Origin of the sequence: Haloarcula halophila, from assembly GCF_029278565.1 — an archaeon.
GTDB lineage: Archaea > Halobacteriota > Halobacteria > Halobacteriales > Haloarculaceae > Haloarcula > Haloarcula halophila.
The window spans coordinates 51,780-70,321 of the sequence record NZ_CP119559.1 but is presented as its reverse complement, the minus strand read 5'-3'; the positions used below and the strand labels follow the sequence as shown (position 1 = coordinate 70,321).

General features: G+C 65.6%; 18 protein-coding genes and 1 tRNA gene. 12 read left to right on the top strand and 7 right to left on the bottom strand.

Going from position 1 to position 18,542, the window contains the following annotated elements:
• Positions 1-46 precede the first annotated feature (46 nt).
• Complete coding sequence (locus tag P0204_RS00365) at positions 47-784, top strand: hypothetical protein (protein WP_276223296.1); 738 nt, start codon at positions 47-49, stop codon at positions 782-784.
• Here P0204_RS00365 and larC read toward each other — a convergent pair whose 3' ends face one another.
• Positions 785-2,014, bottom strand: a complete 1,230-nt coding sequence (larC, locus tag P0204_RS00360; protein ID WP_276220834.1) for a nickel pincer cofactor biosynthesis protein LarC — start codon at positions 2,012-2,014, stop codon at positions 785-787.
• Between the two features lie 32 nt (positions 2,015-2,046).
• A complete protein-coding gene (locus P0204_RS00355; RefSeq protein ID WP_276220833.1) occupies positions 2,047-2,463 on the bottom strand; it encodes a universal stress protein in 417 nt (138 codons plus the stop codon).
• A gap of 129 nt (positions 2,464-2,592) precedes the next feature.
• On the opposite strand from P0204_RS00355, the gene P0204_RS00350 reads away from it, so the two are divergent.
• The 3 genes from P0204_RS00350 (at position 2,593) to P0204_RS00340 (ending at position 6,071) form a co-directional block, all read left to right on the top strand.
• Positions 2,593-3,246 (top strand): L-threonylcarbamoyladenylate synthase, encoded by a 654-nt coding sequence (locus P0204_RS00350; RefSeq protein ID WP_276220831.1) that lies wholly within the window; start codon positions 2,593-2,595, stop codon positions 3,244-3,246.
• Positions 3,247-3,352: 106 nt separating this feature from the next.
• On the top strand, positions 3,353-5,581 hold the full coding sequence (locus P0204_RS00345) for a CDC48 family AAA ATPase (RefSeq protein ID WP_276220829.1): 2,229 nt from the start codon (positions 3,353-3,355) through the stop codon (positions 5,579-5,581).
• A 103-nt stretch (positions 5,582-5,684) separates the two neighbouring features.
• On the top strand, positions 5,685-6,071 hold the full coding sequence (locus tag P0204_RS00340; RefSeq protein ID WP_276220827.1) for a hypothetical protein: 387 nt from the start codon (positions 5,685-5,687) through the stop codon (positions 6,069-6,071).
• Between the two features lie 53 nt (positions 6,072-6,124).
• Here the strand turns inward: P0204_RS00340 and P0204_RS00335 are convergent, their stop codons facing one another.
• Positions 6,125-7,267 (bottom strand): CBS domain-containing protein, encoded by a 1,143-nt coding sequence (locus tag P0204_RS00335; protein ID WP_276220825.1) that lies wholly within the window; start codon positions 7,265-7,267, stop codon positions 6,125-6,127.
• A 108-nt stretch (positions 7,268-7,375) separates the two neighbouring features.
• Between P0204_RS00335 and P0204_RS00330 the strand changes: the two genes are divergently transcribed.
• Both P0204_RS00330 and P0204_RS00325 read left to right on the top strand, forming a co-directional pair.
• Positions 7,376-7,690: a lycopene cyclase domain-containing protein gene (locus P0204_RS00330; RefSeq protein WP_276220823.1), complete on the top strand. Its 315-nt coding sequence runs from the start codon at positions 7,376-7,378 to the stop codon at positions 7,688-7,690.
• Between the two features lie 178 nt (positions 7,691-7,868).
• Positions 7,869-8,357 carry an HTH domain-containing protein gene (locus P0204_RS00325; protein WP_276220821.1) on the top strand — a complete coding sequence of 163 codons (489 nt, stop codon included), beginning with the start codon at positions 7,869-7,871 and terminating at the stop codon, positions 8,355-8,357.
• A 168-nt stretch (positions 8,358-8,525) separates the two neighbouring features.
• Here the strand turns inward: P0204_RS00325 and P0204_RS00320 are convergent.
• Positions 8,526-8,600: transfer RNA gene (locus P0204_RS00320), tRNA-Val, on the bottom strand.
• Between the two features lie 176 nt (positions 8,601-8,776).
• Here P0204_RS00320 and trpD point away from each other — a divergent pair.
• From trpD to trpG, 4 genes are read left to right on the top strand one after another with little or no spacing between them, the layout of a single operon-like run.
• Positions 8,777-9,772: an anthranilate phosphoribosyltransferase gene (gene trpD / locus P0204_RS00315; RefSeq protein WP_276220819.1), complete on the top strand. Its 996-nt coding sequence runs from the start codon at positions 8,777-8,779 to the stop codon at positions 9,770-9,772.
• The gene (locus tag P0204_RS00310; RefSeq protein ID WP_276220816.1) at positions 9,769-10,404 is read left to right on the top strand and encodes a phosphoribosylanthranilate isomerase; all 636 of its coding nucleotides are present in this window, start codon (positions 9,769-9,771) and stop codon (positions 10,402-10,404) included. The genes trpD and P0204_RS00310 overlap by 4 nt, the downstream gene beginning before the upstream one ends.
• Positions 10,401-12,017 carry an anthranilate synthase component I gene (gene trpE, locus P0204_RS00305; RefSeq protein WP_276220815.1) on the top strand — a complete coding sequence of 539 codons (1,617 nt, stop codon included), beginning with the start codon at positions 10,401-10,403 and terminating at the stop codon, positions 12,015-12,017. The genes P0204_RS00310 and trpE overlap by 4 nt, the downstream gene beginning before the upstream one ends.
• Positions 12,014-12,652, top strand: a complete 639-nt coding sequence (trpG, locus tag P0204_RS00300; protein ID WP_276220813.1) for an anthranilate synthase component II — start codon at positions 12,014-12,016, stop codon at positions 12,650-12,652. The genes trpE and trpG overlap by 4 nt, the downstream gene beginning before the upstream one ends.
• 33 nt (positions 12,653-12,685) lie before the next feature.
• Here the strand turns inward: trpG and P0204_RS00295 are convergent, their stop codons facing one another.
• Positions 12,686-12,874, bottom strand: coding sequence for a DUF8029 family protein (locus tag P0204_RS00295; protein WP_276220811.1), 189 nt, complete (start codon positions 12,872-12,874; stop codon positions 12,686-12,688).
• 446 nt (positions 12,875-13,320) lie between these two features.
• Here P0204_RS00295 and P0204_RS00290 point away from each other — a divergent pair, with 446 nt between their 5' ends.
• Positions 13,321-16,467 (top strand): adenosylcobalamin-dependent ribonucleoside-diphosphate reductase, encoded by a 3,147-nt coding sequence (locus tag P0204_RS00290; RefSeq protein ID WP_276220809.1) that lies wholly within the window; start codon positions 13,321-13,323, stop codon positions 16,465-16,467.
• A 75-nt stretch (positions 16,468-16,542) separates the two neighbouring features.
• On the opposite strand, the gene P0204_RS00285 is transcribed toward P0204_RS00290, so the two are convergent.
• The gene (locus tag P0204_RS00285) at positions 16,543-16,683 is read right to left on the bottom strand and encodes a hypothetical protein (protein WP_276220806.1); all 141 of its coding nucleotides are present in this window, start codon (positions 16,681-16,683) and stop codon (positions 16,543-16,545) included.
• Positions 16,684-16,795: 112 nt separating this feature from the next.
• Positions 16,796-18,295, bottom strand: a complete 1,500-nt coding sequence (locus P0204_RS00280; RefSeq protein WP_276220804.1) for a sulfite oxidase — start codon at positions 18,293-18,295, stop codon at positions 16,796-16,798.
• 85 nt (positions 18,296-18,380) lie between these two features.
• Here P0204_RS00280 and P0204_RS00275 point away from each other — a divergent pair, with 85 nt between their 5' ends.
• Positions 18,381-18,509, top strand: a complete 129-nt coding sequence (locus tag P0204_RS00275; RefSeq protein WP_276220789.1) for an HVO_2523 family zinc finger protein — start codon at positions 18,381-18,383, stop codon at positions 18,507-18,509.
• The last annotated feature ends 33 nt before the right edge of the window (positions 18,510-18,542 follow it).

Sequence of the window (18,542 nt, the reverse complement as noted above, 5' to 3'; positions counted from 1 at the left end):
CCCCGGACGCCGGCACGCGTAAGTGAGTCGCCGGCCAACTACGGTCGTGATCGTCGTCGCGACCGCGGACTTCGAGGTGTACCACGGCGTCGTCAACGAGCTTCGGGACCGTGGGACCGAGTTCACGACTATCGAGCCCGGCGACGAGTGGCCCGAGGACGCCGCGGTCGCGGTCATCGCAGCCGGCGAACACGTCGAACTCCCCGACGGGGTTCCGGTCGTCCAGGCGGACCCCGAGGAGCCACGGCGAGCGGTCGAGGCGGTCATGGCGACGCTCCGCGGGGAAGGCGGGCGGACGGTCGTCGGGATCGACCCCGGCGAGCGGCCCGGTGTCGCCGTCCTCCACGGCGAGACGGTCGTCGCAGCGTTCCAGGTCCCCGCCGCGAAAGCGGCCGAGGTCGTCGCTCGGGAGGTCGAAGACGCCGTCGAACCCGTAGTCCGTATCGGGGACGGCGCGCGGCTCGTGGGCTCGCGGCTGATCGACGATATCGAGGACGTCCCGATCGAACTCGTCGACGAGACGGGGACCACGCCGTATCTCGGTACCGGTGCCCGCGGGATGGGTGACGTGCTGGCTGCGGTCAACATCGCTCGGCTAGAGGGCGAGGAGATCCAGAGCCGCGACATCGACCCGACGGCGGGCGAACTCCAGCGGATCAAGGACCGCTCACGGAAGGAGAGCGACACCAACCGCGCGATCGGCGACGCGCTCGCTCGACGGGTCGCTGTCGGCGAGTTGACCGTCGAGGAAGCGCTGGAACGACACCGCGAGGACGAGTCCTGACTACTCCTGGAACGCTCGCTCGGCGCGCTCGCTCACTGCCCGGACTGACAGCCCGGTCGCCTCGGCGACTGCGACGGCGTCGTCGAACTCCGCGCTTACGTCGTAGACCGCGCCGTCGCTGTCGCTTGCGACTTTCACGTCGACAGTGTACTCCTCGCCGTCGACCTCGACGGTCGCGGTGACGATCTCCCGGTCCGCCACCCAGCGGTGGCCGGCACCGTGTTCGCGGACGCCCAGCGTCCCCGTCTCCTCGGCGAGACGGCGGGCCACCCGCTGGGCGTCCTCGGGCTTGCAGACGACCTTCACGAGGTGCCCCGGACGGGACTTCTTCATCGTCGTTGGCAGGATCGAGACGTCCCGTGCGCCGGCCGCCGTCAGCGACCGCTGGAGATCGCCGAGCACTTCCGGGGCCACGTCGTCGACGTTGGTCTCCAGGACGGTGATCTCGTCCCGCCGGAGTCGTCCCCCGTCGTCGCCGACGGTCGCCCGGAGGACGTTGGGGCGGTCGTCGAGAGCACGTCCGCCCGCACCGTAGCCCGACGATTCCACCCGGAGTGTGGGTAGCGTCGCGACACCGTCCGCGAGATGCGCGAGGAGGGCAGCACCGGTCGGCGTCAGGAGTTCCGCGTCGACCGGGCCGCCCTGGAGCGACCAGTCGGCCCGCTCGGCGATCTCGACGACCGCCGGCGTCGGAACCGGATAGGTGCCGTGGCTCATCTCGACGGTCCCCCCGCCGGCCGACACCGGCGTCGTCACGACACGCTGTACGTCGAGATCCGCGAGCAACAGAGAGGTCCCGACCACGTCGGCGATGGCGTCGTCGGCACCGACCTCGTGGAAGTGTGTCTCGGCCAGGTCGGTCCCGTGGACGGCCGCCTCGGCCGCTCCGAGGATCTCGAAGACGGCGAGCGCATCTCCCTCGACAGCCGACGGGAGCCCCATCCCCCGGACGATGTCGACGACCTCCCGATAGCTCCGGTGTGGGCCGTGGCCCTCCGCGTGGCTGTGGCCGTGGTCGGTATCGTCGTGGTGGTCGTCCCCGTCGGTCCGGAGGACGTCGACGCTGGTCGCGCTGATCCCCCCGCGGTCGACCGTCGAGACAGCGTACTCGACGGAGAGTGTGGACTCGACCGGATCGAGGACGGACCGGTCGGCACCGGTCGCGAGCAGCGCGCCCAACAACATGTCGCCGGCGGCTCCCGTCCGGCCGTCGAAAGCGAGTGTTCGCATACCGGAACGTAACCCCGGTCGGTAAAAAGCCCTCAGGAACGCCGGACGATGTGTACGTCGTAGCTGTCGCCGGCCGCGGCTTCCCCGACCGGGACGACGATGTTGTCGGTGTCGTCGCTGCCCAGGAAGACGACGGTCGCGTCGACGTCACGGGCGACTCGTTTCACCATCTCGGAGAACTCGCTGGCGGACTGTGCGCTCACATCGTCGTAACGCAGTTCCGCGTCGTCGGTCGTCTCCTCGATCTTTCGCTGGAGGTCGTTGGCGGCGTTCTCGACGGCGAAGTCCTCGTGTGGATCGACGCGCCGGCGTCGCTCGACGTAGTCCGAGCCCGTGGGGACGAAACTGACCGCGACGACGTCGGTGTCCATGGCGGCGGCGTAGGTGACCGCACGGTCGAGTGCTGCCTTTGCGAGCGGCGATCCGTCGAACGGGACTAGAAAGACCATATCCCCGGTATCGCATCCAGCCTTATCAATCACGGCGATGGCGGCAGTCGTCGGTGGCTTTCGACGTGTCCGTGTGTGACCGTGACAACCGACCGCAACGGACATCACCATCGGTCTCGGACCGGGGGTATGACCGCACCAGTCCTGGAGCCAACAGCGGAGGGCGTCGAGACTGCCGCGGCCTGTATCGCGGACGGCGGTGTCGTCGTCGCGCCGAGCGATACGAACATGGCGCTGACCGTCGATCCCGACGACGCCGACGCGATCGAACGTGTCTACGGGATCAAGGACCGACCCACACACAAGCCGTTGACGCTGTTCGTCCGCGACCCGGACGACTGGCGGACGTTCGGCACGCATCCGGACCCCGAAGTCGTCGACGCGCTGATCGAGGCGTTCTGGCCCGGCCCGCTGAATCTCGTCGTCGAACAGGCCGACAGCGGACAGCACGAGCGGCTCTCGATGGACGGGACGGTCTCGATCGGCTGTCTCTCGAACCCAGTGTGGCGTGACTTGGCGGCGGCCGTCGACGGTCCACTGGCGATGACCTCGGCGAACGAGTCCGGGACCGTCGACGACGACACCCTCATCACGGTCGACCGGGCGCTCGACCACGTCGGTGACGCTGTCGACTACGTGTTGGCCGGTGATCCACAGGGGACGACGCGTGCGTCGGCGATCCTCTCGCTGGCAGCGGGCGACGACGGCGAAGCGACGATGCTTCGACGGGGGGATATCGACGCCGAAGCGATCGAGAGCGCCACGCCGTTGCGCGTCGACTGACCTGTGGTATCACGCCACATAAAAACTCGTCGCCACGCGATCTGTCCGCCGGTAGCATAAAGCATATCTCCCGGGATACCCGAGTTCTCTCTACCTTCACTCTACTATGAACGAAGTCCAACTGGAAGTGGCGAAAGCGTACCCGAACGACTCGGGGCGCGGGATCGCCCGGCTCGACCCCGATACGCTGTTGCATCTCAAGCTCTCACCCGGTGACATCATCGAGATCGAAGGCAGCGACACGACTGCGGCCAAGGTGTGGCGCGCCGACCGGCAGGACTGGAACACCGACACCGTCCGCATCGACGGCTTCACGCGCCAGAACGCCGACGTGGGCATCGGCGAGCGCGTGACCATCCGGAAGGCCGACGCCGAGAAGGCCGACAAACTCGTGTTGGCACCGCCCGAGGAGGCGTCGGTCCAGTTCGGCTCCGACGCCGCGGGGATGGTCAAACGCCAGATCCTCAAGCGCCCGGTCGTCGAACGCGACATCGTCCCGGTGATGTCCTCGACGAACCATCCGTTCATGCGCTCACCGGGCCAGGCCATCCCGCTGATCGCCGTCGAGACCGAGCCCGACGGCGTCTGCCTCATCACCGAGGACACCGAGGTGGAGCTGCGCGAGGAGCCGATCAGCGGCTTCGAGAAGACCGGCGGCGGGATCACGTACGAGGACATCGGCGGCCTCCAGAACGAGATCCAACGGGTGCGAGAGATGGTCGAACTGCCGATGAAGCATCCCCAGATCTTCAAGAAACTCGGCATCGAGCCACCCCAGGGGGTGCTGTTACACGGCCCGCCCGGGACCGGCAAGACCTTGCTCGCGAAGGCCGTCGCCAACGAGACCTCCGCCAGTTTCTTCTCTATCGCCGGGCCGGAGATCATCTCGAAGTACTACGGGGAGAGCGAACAACAGTTGCGCGAGATCTTCGAGGACGCGAGCGAAGAATCACCCTCGATCATCTTCATCGACGAACTGGACTCCATCGCGCCAAAACGCGAGGACGTCACCGGCGAGGTCGAGCGCCGGGTCGTCGCCCAGTTGCTGACGATGATGGACGGCCTCGAATCGCGGGGCCAGGTCATCGTCATCGCCGCGACCAACCGTGTCGACAGCGTCGATCCGGCGCTCCGTCGCCCGGGCCGGTTCGACCGGGAAATCGAGATCGGCGTCCCCGACGAAGTCGGCCGCGAGGAGATCCTCCAGATCCACACCCGCGGAATGCCGCTCTCGGACGACGTCAACCTCGCGAAGATGGCGACCGAGACCCACGGCTTCGTCGGTGCCGACATCGAGAGCCTCACGAAGGAGGCCGCGATGAAGGCCCTGCGCCGGTACCTCCCGGAGATCGACTTGGACGAGGAGGACATCCCGCCGAGTCTCATCGACCGGATGATCATCAAACGCGAGGACTTCAAGGGTGCGCTCAACGAGGTGAGTCCCAGCGCCATGCGGGAGGTGCTGGTGGAACTCCCCAAGATGTCCTGGGACAGCGTCGGCGGCCTGGAAGACGCCAAACAGGAGGTCCAGGAGGCCGTCGAGTGGCCGATGAACTCCCCGGAGAAGTTCGAGCGGATGGGGGTCACGCCACCGTCCGGCGTCCTGCTGTACGGTCCACCGGGCACCGGGAAGACGCTGATGGCGAAAGCCGTCGCCAACGAGACCGACGCCAACTTCATCAGCGTGCGCGGTCCGCAACTGCTCAGCAAGTGGGTCGGGGAAAGCGAGAAGGCGATCCGCCAGACCTTCCGGAAGGCCCGGCAGGTCGCACCGACGGTGATCTTCTTCGACGAGTTGGATTCGCTCGCACCCGGCCGCGGCGGCGACATGGGCTCGAACGTCTCCGAGCGAGTGGTCAACCAACTGCTGACCGAACTCGACGGCCTCGAAGAGATGGAAGACGTCATGGTCATCGGCGCGACCAACCGCCCGGACATGATCGACCCGGCGCTGATCCGCTCGGGCCGGTTCGACCGGCTGGTGATGATCGGCGAACCCGACATCGAGGGCCGTGAACAGATCCTCAAGATCCACACGGACGACACGCCGCTCTCGCCGGACGTGAGCCTGCGTGAGCTGGCCGAGATCAGCGACGGGTTCGTCGGTTCGGACCTCGAATCGATCGCCCGCGAGGCCGCCATCGAGGCCCTGCGCGAGGCCGACGACGCCGAGGAGGTCGAGATGCGTCACTTCCGGCAGGCGATGGACAACGTCCGCCCGACCGTCACCGACGAGATCCGCGAGTACTACGAGCAGATGCAGGAGGACTTCAAAGGCGGCGGTTCCAGTCCCCAGAAGCGCCAGGGCGGCAGCGGCCGTATCGGCTTCCAGTAGCGCCGCTTCGAGCGGTGGCGACTGTCCGCTTCGTCTCCCCGATCTTCGAGATGCCTACACTGTTAGGTTGTATTGGTATTACCGTGTACGGCCACCATCAGGTATGTCCAGCACGATTCCGGACCCGGAGCAGTACGAATGGACCTTTGAACAGCGTGGCAACGTCGGTATCTGGTTCATGGCGGGGTGGCGTGGCTTCGCCGACGAAGACCTGGAAGCAGCCAGTGAACACTACAGAGAGCGGGGCAAACGCACCGACATCGACGCGACACTGGCTGTCTTCGGTGACGGGACCAACCTCGCCAGGGAGACCCAGGAGTACATGGGCGAGGAGTGGTCAACCAACGGCGAGTACACGGACGTCGACAAGATCGGCTTCGTCTCGGACGGGACGACTGCGATGGCGGTGAAATCTCAGGTCGCGGTCCCGGACACGGAGATCGAGAGTTTCAAAGACCTCGACGCGGCCGTCGAGTGGGCACGGAACTGAGAACGGGAGTTCGAGCCCACAGCGGCTGTTTGACCGCGTTTGTACTCTGTGAGCTACAGTTCGCCGAGCTTCCGAAGTAGCTGTCCGCGGTATTCCTCGTCGGCTTGGACGCCCTTCAGTTCGAGGACGTTGCGTTCGAGTTTGTCGAGCGCGACGTTGAACGCCGTCTCGGCGCCGTACCCCTCGCCGGAGCCGGCAGCCTGGCCCTTGTTAGTCCGGAGGCGGATCTGACACTGGATGAGCGGGGTGCCCCGGAGTTTCTCCTTGTGTTCGTGGAGACGGACGTGGGCGTGTTGGACCTGCATCGCCTGATACTTGTCCGCGACCTTCTCGATGGACTGTCGGATGTCCTCGCGGCTGATCGTGTTCAGGAGCTTGATGTTGGTGATCTGGACGTCCATGTGGTCCTCTTCGGTGAAGGTCAGCGCCCGGAGGACATCGGTCTTAGTGACGATGCCTGCGACCTTGCTGTCGTCGTCGGCGGGGGTGACCACGAGGCCCGCGTAGTCGTGTTCCAGCATCCGGGCGACGGCGTCCCGAACGGACTCGTCGAGGTCGGCGGTCGCGACCGGGCTGGACATCACGTCGTAGACTGGCAGATCGAGAATGCGTTCGATCTCGCCCGAGCGGTCGCCTCTGGTCGCCTTGTTCATATCGCGGACGACGACGTCGACGATGTCGTGGCGGGTCGCCATCCCCGTCAACTGATCGTCCTCGTCCAGGACGGGTAGCCGGGAGATACCGTTCTTCCGGAGGAGGTTGACGACCTGCCCGACGTTGGTATCTTCCGAGACCGTGACGACGTCTTTCGTGTAGATCTGCTCGACGGTCAGCGCGTCGAGGTTTTCGAGGACCGCTTCGAGGATCGCGTCTTCGGTGACGATCCCCCACAGGGAGTCCCCCTCGAAGACCGGTGCGAGTTTGGTCCCGCCTTCGACGAGCACTCGGGCGACCTTCCGCACGTCGTCGGTCCGCTTGACCTTGGGCGCGGAGCTCGTCATCGCCCCCGCTTTCGCGTTGTCCTCGACGTGGGACTGGACCAACTGTTTCTGCGTGATGACGCCAGCGTACTCACCGTTCTCGGTGACGATGATGCCCTTGGGATTCTCCCGCTCGAAGATCGACCGGACCTTCCCGAGGCGCTTGTTGGCGTCGACCTCGACAAACTCTCTGGTGGCGATGTCAGCAATGTCCATCGTGCTTCACACCGCGGAAGTTCGACGTGTAGGGTTATCAAGCTTGGTTTGGTTCCCGGCAAAGGAAACCTCGGACAGGTTTTAGAACCCGTGCTACGTCCATCGGATATGCTTCCCGACATCGGCGTTTTCGGCCCCTACACGTACCTCGTCACCGAGTTCCTCTGGGGGACAGTCGCGCTGGTGTTGCTATACCGGGCGGATGCGCTCAGGATGGCGGCCCGGACCATCGTCGCTCTCTATCCGATCGCCTACGTCTGGGACTGGTATACGCTCACAGTCGGGGTCTTCGCGATCCGCCTGCGGACGGGCGTGGATCTCCTTGGCATTCCGATCGAGGAACACATCTTCATCGTGGTCGTTCCGGCGCTGGTCGTCGGCCTGCACGAGACGCTTCACCGTCGAGACAGTCACGAAATATAATGTACCCGACACCGGAATTTCCGCTGGAAGATCAGCCGGATCGTACCCACAACGATGGTAAACCGATCCACGAAACCACCCGACATCGCCGGCTCAAAGGAATATATACAGTTCCGTGCTGTGTATACAGTACCCACGGTATCTATTTGTAGCTCCGTCTGTATGATTCGTAACAGACATGACCGAGGACACCCTCCCCCACGTCGAACTGTTCGTCCGATCGATGCTCCCCGACGGCGCAAACGAGCGCCAGGAAGCCGTACTCGATCGCCTCGAACGCCTCGATCGCGAGGACGAGATCGCGGACTACAACGTCGTCGTCTGGGGCAAACAGATCGCTCCGGAGTCGGCCGCCGCACGCACGCCGGAAGGGAAGTACATCCTGAACCGGGTCGCGGAGTTCAAACAGTGGGCGCTCTCGAACAACGTCTCGCTCGAATCGTTCTACCAGACTACCGACGTTGAGTCCGAGGTCACCGAGGAGGCCTACACCGCGATGGTCCTCCCGGTCATGGGGCTGGCCGAGTACCGCGAGGCCGAACTCTCACACGTCGCACCCTGCACCGAGGGTGACGTCGTCCATACGATCATGGACCGACTCGACGCGATCGAGGACGGCCGCGAGAGCGAGATCAGCCGCGATAGTGCCGACGTGAGTATCGTCTGAGAGACCTCCTGGTCGGGTTCAAGCGGCGAGAGAGCCGACGCTCGCCGGGCGCGCACCTCCTCGATGGGTCGGGTTCGTCGTAGTGATTCTCGATAGCCGTCGCCAGTCCGCGGGAGGACATCTTCACAGACGGTTTCGTCGCTCCCGAGTCGGTCGCGACAGAAAGTATGGGTTCGGGCGGATTTGAACCGCCGGCCTCCTCCATGTCAAGGAGGTGTCATAACCGACCTAGACCACGAACCCTCGCTGCCTCGTACACTTCCTTCTTGCCGGGGGGTATAATTGAAGGTTTCGGATTCGGTATCCGCACGTCGTCTGTTGATTCGACCCACACGGGACCGGAATCGGCCCGGCCCGACAACGTTAAGTCAGTGTACGGATTTGTACATCACAACACGAAATAGTTCATTGGTGATTCCATGCAGGAGTACATCGAACGCGTCACAGACGGTGAGGACCTGACACAGGACGAGGCTCGTGAGGTCGCGGGGCTGGTCTTCGAGGAAGCGACGGACGCCCAGATCGGTGCGTTGCTGACTGCGCTCCGGGCGAAAGGCGAGACGGAAGCCGAGATCGCCGGCTTCGCCCAGGGGATGCGTGACGCCGCACGCACCATCGAGCCACAGCGGGAGACGCTCGTCGACACCTGCGGGACCGGTGGGGACGACTACGACACGATCAACGTCTCGACGACGAGCGCCATCGTCGCGGCGGGGGCCGGCGTCCCCATCGCCAAACACGGGAACTACTCGGTGTCCTCCTCGTCGGGCAGCGCCGACGTACTGGAGGTGGCTGGCGTCGACGTGGAAGCCGAACCGCCGGCCGTCGAGGACGCGATCGAAGCCGAGGGGATCGGGTTCATGCTCGCGCCGGTGTTCCACCCGGCGATGAAAGCCGTCATCGGCCCGCGCAAGGAACTGGGGATGCGGACCGTCTTCAACATCCTCGGCCCGCTGACGAACCCGGCCGGGGCGGACGCACAGGTCCTGGGCGTCTACGACCCCGATCTCGTCCCGATCGTCGCGGAGGCGCTCGCACGGATGGAGGTCGAACGAGCCCTGGTCGTCCACGGCGACGGTCTGGACGAGATCGGCATTCACGGCGAGACGACGGTCGCGGAGGTCACCGGCGACCGGATCGAGGAGTACACGATGGTGCCCGAGGACATCGGGCTGGAGACCGCCGACATCGAGGCCGTCTCGGGCGGCACACCCGAGGAGAACGCCGAGGACCTCCGGGGGATCGTCGAGGGGACCGTCGACGGACCGAAACGGGACATCATCCTCGCGAACGCTGGCGCTGCCATCTACGTCGCCGGCGTCGCCGACAGCCACACCGAGGGCGTCGAACTGGCCCGACAGGCAATCGAGTCGGGCGACGCGGCGGCAAAGCTGGAGGACCTGGTCGGGGTATGACGCGGGTCAAGATCTGTGGCGTGACCTCGGCCGAAGACCGCGAGGCCGTCGTCGCGGCCGGGGCCGACGCCGTCGGCGTCATCCACGGCGTCCCGGTCGAGACGCCCCGCGAAGTCGACGAAGGCACCGCCGAACGTCTCGTCGGGGGCGTCCCGCCGTTCGTGACGAGCGTGCTGGTGACGATGCCGGCGACGGTCCAGGAGGCCGTCCGCCGTGTCGACGCAGTCGAACCCGACACCGTCCAGGTCCACGAGGGGCTCTCCCCGACGGAACTGGGGGCACTGCGGCGCCGGATCGCACAGCAGGTCGTCGCCGTCGTCGACGCCGCGGCCGACGACCTCGGGGCCTACGCGGCACAGGCCGACGCGCTGCTGGTCGACTCCGTCGACGAGTCGGGCGCGGGCGGAACCGGTGAGACGCACGACTGGGAGCGGACGCGGGATCTGGTCGCCTCCCTGGACGTGCCGGTCGTGCTGGCCGGCGGACTGACCCCCGAGAACGTCGCCGAGGCCGTCGAGACGGTCCGCCCGTTCGCCGTCGACGTCGCAAGCGGCGTCGAAGAGCGTGGCGGCGTGAAAAACCACGACGCAGTATCGCGATTCGTCGCCAACGCCGCGGGGGGAGCCGCGTGACGCTGGACCGCTCGCGCGAGCAGTTCGTCGCCGACGCGGAGGCCGACCGGCCGGTGGTGGTCCGCGCCGCCGCGGAACTAGACGTCGACGTGGACCCGTTGACCGCCTACGCGGCGCTGACCGGCCGGACGACCGACGTCGACGCCGGCGACTACACGTTCCTGCTCGAGAGCGCCGAAAAGGTCGCTTCCAGCGATCCGGACGGCGCCTTCGCCCCGGAGACCGACGACCGGCACGCGCGGTTCTCGTTCGTCGGGTACGACCCCCGTGCCGTCGTCACGGTCACCGGCGACGACAGTGAGGTCGAGGTCTTCGACGACCGATACGCCGACCTCGTGACGACCGACGGCGGCGACGTCGTCGACGACCTCCGAGCGGCGATGCCCGACGTCGAACTGCGTGGCTTCCCGGAGATGGACCGCCAACACCTCGACGGCGGGCTCGTCGGCTTTCTGGCCTACGACGCGGTCTACGACCTCTGGCTCGACGAGGTCGGGCTAGACCGGCCGGACTCCCGTTTCCCGGACGCGCAGTTCGTGCTGACGACGGCGACGGTGCGGTTCGACCATGTCGAGGACAGTGTCGAACTGGTGTTCACGCCGGTCGTCCGCGAGGAGGAGGACGCGGGCGCTCGCTACGACGAACTCACCGCCGAAGCCGACCGCGTCGAGTCGGTACTCTCGGACCTGGAGCCGCTGGTTACCGGCGGGTTCACCCAAGTCGACGAGGTCGCGGGTCCACAGGACGAGTACGAGGACGCCGTCGAACGGGCCAAGGAGTACGTTCTCTCTGGCGACATCTACCAGGGGGTCGTCTCCCGGACCCGCGAACTGTACGGGGACGTCGACCCGCTGGGACTGTACGAATCGCTACGCTCGGTCAACCCGTCACCGTACATGTATCTCCTCGGGTACGACGACCACTCGATCGTCGGGGCGAGTCCGGAGACGCTGGTCTCCGTGGCCGGCGACCGCGTCGTCTCGAACCCCATCGCGGGCACTTGCCCGCGGGGGAACTCACCGGTCGAGGATCGCCGCCTCGCCGGCGAGATGCTGGCCGACGACAAGGAACGGGCCGAACACACGATGCTCGTCGATCTGGCGCGCAACGACGTTCGCCGGGTTTCTGAGCCCGGCTCCGTTCGGGTTGACGAGTTCATGAACGTTCTCAAGTACAGCCACGTCCAGCACATCGAGTCGACGGTGACCGGCACGCTCGACGACGAAGCCGACGCCTTCGACGCCGCGCGGGCGACGTTCCCCGCGGGCACGCTCTCGGGCGCGCCCAAGATCCGCGCCATGGAGATCATCGACGAACTGGAACCGTCGTCCCGCGGTCCCTACGGCGGCGGCGTGGGCTACTTCGACTGGGGCGGGGACACCGACTTCGCGATCGTCATCCGCTCGGCCACTGTCGAGACTGGTGCGCCACTGCCCGCCGGCGAGGGAACCGCCGACCGCGTGACCGTCCAGGCCGGGGCCGGGATCGTCGCCGACTCCGACCCCACCAGCGAGTACGAGGAGACCGAACAGAAGATGGACGGCGTCCTGGTTGCACTGGACGAGATCAGGACCGACGAGCGAGCCGAGATAGCTCCGGAGGGGGAGCGATGAGTTCCGCCCGACCAGCCGGCGAGGACGCCGTCCCCGAGAACATGCGCGTGCTGTTCGTCGACAACTTCGACTCCTTTACCTACAACCTCGTCGAGTACGTCTCCGAGCACGCCGAGACCGAGGTCGTCCGCAACACGGCCTCGCTGGCAGAGATCGAGGCGTTCGACCCGGACGCCATCGTCCTCTCACCGGGACCGGGCCACCCGAAGAACGACCGCGACGTGGGCGTGACGCTTCCCGTCCTCCGGGAGGTCAGTCCCGAGGTGCCGACACTGGGGGTCTGTCTCGGGTTAGAGTCGGCGGTGTACGCCTACGGCGGGAGCGTCGGTCGCGCTCCCGCCCCCATCCACGGGAAGGCCTCGTCGATCGACCACGACGGGGAGGGCGTCTTCCGGGGCCTCGAACAGGGGTTCCAGGGTGGGCGCTACCACTCGCTGATCGCCGAGTCGGTCCCCAAAGAGTTCGTCGTCTCGGCGACCACAACCGAGCCGACCCCGGACGGGGAGACCGAACTCGTGATGGGTGTTCGCCACCGCGAGTACCCGATCGAAGCGGTCCAGTTCCACCCGGAGTCGGTCCTGACTGCCGTGGGCCACGACGTCATCCGGAACTTCCTGCGCTCGGCCGACGACTGAACCGCCGACCTGTCGGTTCCCGACGGTCTGCCCTCAGAAGAACTGGAACCCCAGAACGCCCAGGATCCAGACGGTCGCGACGACGATGATCGCGACGACGACGAGTCGCCAGGCGACCTTCATCACGACTCGGCCGACGAGCAACACCAGCGCGATAGCGACGAGGCCGGCCAGCAGCGCCGGGAGGCCGGGAAGACTCCCGAGTTGTAGGACGGAGAGCATACTAGTACGAGACCGTTCTGGCACAAATACTTCGTGGCTGTTCCGGTGTCTCCCGGTACGATTGCTCACTGCTCCCCGCCAGTTTCGGGGGGGAGTGATCGCTATCTCCAGTCGAAACCCCCGTTCGTTTCTACTGGATGTTCCAGTTCCGTCTCGTGGTTGGGGGAGGTCCGGTTTCACTTTCACCGTGGTCTGGACAGTATTAAGAAGCGACCGCCGTTGCTAGTGGTCGTACACGACGGCGAGACGAGCCGCGCTGTTGCATTGCCCGACGACCACCGTAGTTACGACTCTCGTACAGCTACGGAATCCGACAGAATCCGCAGACAGAAGCGTTATACGACATCCATGAGTACAGATGTGCCGCCAGAAATGACAGGAATTGGGTCAGCCGTAGATCGGGGTATCGACCGACAGACGACCGCTGTCGGGGAGACGATGGACAGATGAGCGACGCGGAACTCTCCGCCGACGAGATCTCGCTGCCGATCAAGCGCACCGAGGGGGAGACACTCGCCGATCGACTCACCGACAACGCGTATCACAACATCCTGCCGGCCCGGTATCTCCGGAAGGACGCCGACGGCGACCTCGTCGAACAACAGGAGGATCTCTTCGAACGGGTCGCGAAGAACATCGCGCTGGCCGAGGCGGTGTTCGAGGCCCGCAAGCAGGACACCGACGTGACGGTGACGCCGGACCAGCTCAAACCCGACCATCCTCGACGCGACGAACTCGCCGACGAGGTCTTCGGGAAGGGTACCAGCGTCGACGACGACGTCGAGACGACGCTCTCGGAGTACAACGTCAACAAGTTCGCCTACGACACTGTCGTTCCGGAACTCCCCGACGACGTTCGCGAGCACGTCGAAGAGACGGCCACGGAGTTCCAGGAGTCGATGGAGCGACTCTCCTTTATGCCGAATTCGCCGACACTGATGAACGCCGGCGACGAACTCCAGCAGCTTTCGGCCTGTTTCGTCGACTCGCCGGAAGACGACATCGACGACATCCACCAGACCGCAAAGGAGGCCGCACAGGTCTTCCAGTCCGGGGGCGGCATGGGCTATGCCTTCTGGCGTCTGCGCCCGTACGGCGACCAGGTCGGTTCGACCGGCGGCATCGCCTCGGGGCCGATCACGTTCATGCGGACCTACGACCAGATGTGCGAGACGATCGCCCAGGGCGGCGCCCGACGGGGCGCCCAGATGGGCGTCATGCGCGTCTCCCATCCCGACGTCATCCAGTTCATCCACGCCAAGAACAAGGACGTCTCGCTCGCACACACGCTGCGGCTCAACGACCCCGACGACTTCACGCACAACTCCTTTGCCGACGCTTTAGAGGAAGCCCGCGATCTCATCGGCGAAGACGGAAAGGTTCCGAAACACCTCCGAAACGCCGTCGAAGGCCATCTCTCGAATTTCAACATCTCCGTGGGGATCACCGACGCCTTCATGGACGCGCTGAAGCACGGCGAGGAGTTCACGTTCACCAACCCGCGGACCGACGAACCCCACATCGCCACCGAACAGACCGAGGAGCTCTACGAGACGTTCGGCCTCGGCGAGTTCGTCGAGGCCGGCGAAGTGCTCTCGGTGCCCGCAGAGAAGCTCTGGGAGCGGATCGTCGAGGGCGCTCACGAGAACGGCGAACCTGGCGTCATCTACCTCGAACGGGTCAACAAACAGCACAGCTTCGACGTCGAAGAACACCCGGATCACCGGATCCTCGCGACCAACCCGTGTGGCGAGCAGCCGCTCGAAGAGTACGAGGCCTGTAACCTCGGACACATCAACCTCTCGACGCTGGCAGCCGAGGACGCCCCGGACTGGCGCGTCTGGGAGGCCGCCCACGCCGACGAGTACGACACCGAAGCCGAGGCCGTCGGGGCCTTCCTGGAGGAAGCGATCGACTGGGACGAGTTCGACCGCCGTATCGAGATGGGCACCCGGTTCCTGGAGAACGTCGTCACCATGTCGGATTTCCCGGTCGACGAGATCGAAGAGAAGGTCCGGGAGATGCGCAAGATCGGCCTGGGTATCATGGGCCTGGCACAGCTGTACATCCAGCTGGGAATGAAATACGGCTCCGAGACCTCGAACGAGGTCGCCAGCCAGCTGATGAGCCACATCAACCACGGCTCGAAGGCCGCGTCACACGAACTCGCACGAGAGCGCGGGACTTTCGAGGAGTGGGACAAGTCCAAATACGCCGACCCGACGGAGTACCGCGAGTGGTTCGAGCACCAGACCGGCGAGGACGCCGACGACTGGGCCGACGGCTACCCCATCCGCAACCACAACACGACGACGATCGCCCCGACCGGGACGACCTCGATGATCGGCAACACGACCGGTGGCTGTGAGCCGATCTACAACGTCGCCTACTACAAGAACGTCTCCGGCGACGTCCAGGGCGACGAGATGCTCGTCGAGTTCGACGACTACTTCCTCCGGGCGCTGGAGGAGAACGATCTCGATGTCGAGGCCGTCAAACAGGAGGCCCAGGAGCAGATGGCCAACAACGAGTTCGACGGTATCGACGGCCTCACGACCGTTCCGGACGCTATCGGCGAGCTGTTCGTCACGACCGGTGCCCTCCCGGCGAAGAGTCACGCCGGGATCCAGGTCGCCTGCCAGCAGGGCGTCGACTCGGCCATCTCGAAGACGGTCAACGCCCCCAACGAGTCCACTGTCGCGGACGCCGCCGAAGTGTTCGAGTACATTTACGACCACGGCGGCAAGGGCGTCACCTACTATCGCGACGGCACCCGCAGCAAACAGGTGCTGACGACGCGGGCCCAGAACACCGAGTTCGCCGACATGGACGCCGAGGAGATCGTCGCACAGATCGAGGAGGTCTTCGGCGGTATCGAGGGGTTCCTCGACGACGAAGCCGTCCAGGCTGCTGTCGACGACTCCGTCGAGTCACTGTTGGACGCTGCCGACGGCGAGCAGGCGGAGTTCGCCGAGAAGCGCTCGCGACCGGACGTCCTCCACGGCGTCACCCAGCGCATCGACACCGGCTACGGGAAACTCTACGTCAACATCAACGAAGATCCCGAGGCCGAGCGACCGTTCGAACTGTTCGCCAACATCGGCAACTCCGGCGGCTTCACCGCCTCCTTCACCGAGGCGCTGGCCAAGACCATCTCGACTGCGTTACGTTCGGGTGTCGGCCCCCACGAGATCGCCGACGAACTCCAGGGAATCCGATCGCCGAAGGTCGCCTGGGACAAGGGCGAACAGATCCAGTCGATCCCGGACGCCATCGGGACCGCACTCCGGCGGTACCTCGACGGCGAGGTCGACAAGGCCTATCCACAGCAGGCCACACTCGAAGAGACAGCCGAAGACGAGATCAACGGGGAGCAGGCACCCGTCGATAGCACTACCCAGACCGACGGTGGACCGGGTGCGACGGCCGCACAACCCGACACCGATGCCGGGACGGACGCCCGCGCCTCGGGCGACCAGCAGGAGATCATCGACGCCGGCGAGAGTCCGGAATGTCCGGAGTGTAGTTCGCTGTCGCTGTATTACTCGGAAGGCTGCAAGACCTGCGAGTCCTGTGGCTGGTCCGAGTGTTGAACCGGAAACGAGACTGAGACGCTGGAGCGTGTGACAGACGGAGCCGTCTTCGATTCCACCGCCCGCAGCCGGTTTCTACCGCGGAACGTCGACCCAACCGCTGATCCAGGCTTCGTCCTCGGACGGGACGTACGCGACTCCGAGACCGCCGAATTCCGTCACCTCGACCGGTTGGTCGGGCGATAAGTCCGCGTCGTGCCGGTTCCGGCTGGTCACCAGAACCGCCTCGGTTATCGGCTGTAGAAACAACAGATGACAGACCAGCAGTCCGTCCCAGACCGTCCTCGTTATCGTGTCGGTACCAATGGGTAGGGACTTCCTACAGCGATCAGGCGAACTGTCGGGAGACCCAGCCGCTCGGGCCGCTTGGGTACGTTCCGGTCTCCTCGCGTGGCTGGACCGTGCCGTCCTGATCGATCATCCGGACGACGACGGTGTGGCCGCCGGAAGGCGGTTCGTAGGTGTAGGACCACTGTCGCCAGACGTCGTCGTCGGCTAGCGGCTCGGACAACGTCGCCGTCGTCCACGTGTCGCCGCCGTCGGTCGAGACTTCGACCGCCGAGACTCCGCGGGTCCCGGCGTAGGCGTGTCCGCCTACCACCCGCTGACCGTTGTCGAGCAGTTCGGTGTGATGCAGTTTGGCGACAGCTTTGACCGGGCCGGTGCCGTGCCAGCCGCGTTTCTCCCAGTAGCCCTGCGCTTCCTGTTCGAGCACCTCGATCTCGGTGACCCACTTGACGTTGATCTCCCCCCAGTGGCCCGGGACGAGTAGCCGGACGGGATAGCCGTGGCTCCGGGGAAGGAGTTTCCCGTTCATCCCGTAGACGAGCAGTCCGTCCCGGAGCGCGTCGATCGGGAACTCCTCGAAGTAATCGTCGGTCGCTCGGACCATTACACACTCACAGCCGCTCTGGACGCCGGCTTCCTCGAGGAACTGCTCGACCGGGACCCCCGTCCACAGTGCGTTGTCCATCTTCTTGCCGTTGAGCGACTCACCGACACAGCGCAGCGTCGAGAACTGGTTGCGGGCCTCCATCGTCCGGAGCTGTTCGTAGTCGAGGGAGAGTTCCTCCTCGACGGCGCCGGTGACCGACAGTGACCAGTCGGCGGCGTCGACCGAGGGATCGATCGAGTTGATGTCGACCTCGAAGAACTGGTCGCTGACCAGTGGTTCCAGCCCGGCGACGTCCAGCCCGTTCGTCTCGGCCCTGTCGAGTTTCTCCTGGGCGTCCTGACGGTCAGCCCCGGGAGCCTGGAGCGGGGGGGCGTCGTCGGCAGTGACGGTCGGCGACCGGCCGCGCCCGACCGTGACCCCGACGGCAGAGGCACCCAGCGCCACCCCGACGGTCCCCAGTGCTCGCCGTCGCTTCGCCGAGATGGGATCTGTCACACTGCCGGCAGCGTCGAGCGCCTGCGCGAGGACGACGACGCCGGCGGCCGGGAGCGCCGCGCCCGCCGACAGGACGACCTCGTCGGTCAGGATCACGGCACCGACCCAGACGACGATCGCCGTTCCGAGCGCGGGGACGGCTCGGTTGTTCGCCGCGTCGCCGAATATCAGCGCCGCCCGGGCCGCCAGGGCAACGAACAGCACGGTCAGCACGACTGCGAGCAGGAAGTTGAGCTGTTGACCGAGGCTCCCCAGCGTCGTGATCGCAAACGAGAGGATCGCCCCCGGCATCGTTCGGGCGAGGGCGCGCTCGACCGGCGACGCGAGAAACGCCGGTGAAACACCCGTCAGCGCGTACGAGCCGGCGACACCTGTGACGCCTGCAGCTCCGCTGACGAGTACTCGCCCCCAGCGAGTATCGAGTAGGTCGTCGGTCATACCAGCTCTCGGGAGTCGCCAGCAAAAGGTGTTGTTCCAATTTCGTTCCCAAAGAGCAATAGTGGTTCCGCGCCTGAGAGTGGATATGAACGAGGAGGCCGGCGGACGGCCCTGTCCGCGATGTAGCCGGCAGTTGTACCATCGCCACTGCAAGTACGTCTGTCCGGATCACGGTGTCGTCTATGACTGTGCCGATACGTTCTACTACGATTGATGGGCGCGTCTCCCCTGCTGGGCGGATTTATAA

Bases quoted from the DNA above. Each gene is read 5' to 3' on its own strand.
- larC (WP_276220834.1), bottom strand. From the start codon at position 2,014: ATGCGAACACTCGCTTTCGACGGCCGGACGGGAGCCGCCGGCGACATG.
- P0204_RS00355 (WP_276220833.1), bottom strand. From the start codon at position 2,463: ATGGTCTTTCTAGTCCCGTTCGACGGATCGCCGCTCGCAAAGGCAGCA.
- P0204_RS00350 (WP_276220831.1), top strand. From the start codon at position 2,593: ATGACCGCACCAGTCCTGGAGCCAACAGCGGAGGGCGTCGAGACTGCC.
- P0204_RS00345 (WP_276220829.1), top strand. From the start codon at position 3,353: ATGAACGAAGTCCAACTGGAAGTGGCGAAAGCGTACCCGAACGACTCG.
- P0204_RS00340 (WP_276220827.1), top strand. From the start codon at position 5,685: ATGTCCAGCACGATTCCGGACCCGGAGCAGTACGAATGGACCTTTGAA.
- P0204_RS00335 (WP_276220825.1), bottom strand. From the start codon at position 7,267: ATGGACATTGCTGACATCGCCACCAGAGAGTTTGTCGAGGTCGACGCC.
- P0204_RS00330 (WP_276220823.1), top strand. From the start codon at position 7,376: ATGCTTCCCGACATCGGCGTTTTCGGCCCCTACACGTACCTCGTCACC.
- P0204_RS00325 (WP_276220821.1), top strand. From the start codon at position 7,869: ATGACCGAGGACACCCTCCCCCACGTCGAACTGTTCGTCCGATCGATG.
- trpD (WP_276220819.1), top strand. From the start codon at position 8,777: ATGCAGGAGTACATCGAACGCGTCACAGACGGTGAGGACCTGACACAG.
- P0204_RS00310 (WP_276220816.1), top strand. From the start codon at position 9,769: ATGACGCGGGTCAAGATCTGTGGCGTGACCTCGGCCGAAGACCGCGAG.
- trpG (WP_276220813.1), top strand. From the start codon at position 12,014: ATGAGTTCCGCCCGACCAGCCGGCGAGGACGCCGTCCCCGAGAACATG.
- P0204_RS00295 (WP_276220811.1), bottom strand. From the start codon at position 12,874: ATGCTCTCCGTCCTACAACTCGGGAGTCTTCCCGGCCTCCCGGCGCTG.
- P0204_RS00290 (WP_276220809.1), top strand. From the start codon at position 13,321: ATGAGCGACGCGGAACTCTCCGCCGACGAGATCTCGCTGCCGATCAAG.
- P0204_RS00280 (WP_276220804.1), bottom strand. From the start codon at position 18,295: ATGACCGACGACCTACTCGATACTCGCTGGGGGCGAGTACTCGTCAGC.
- P0204_RS00275 (WP_276220789.1), top strand. From the start codon at position 18,381: ATGAACGAGGAGGCCGGCGGACGGCCCTGTCCGCGATGTAGCCGGCAG.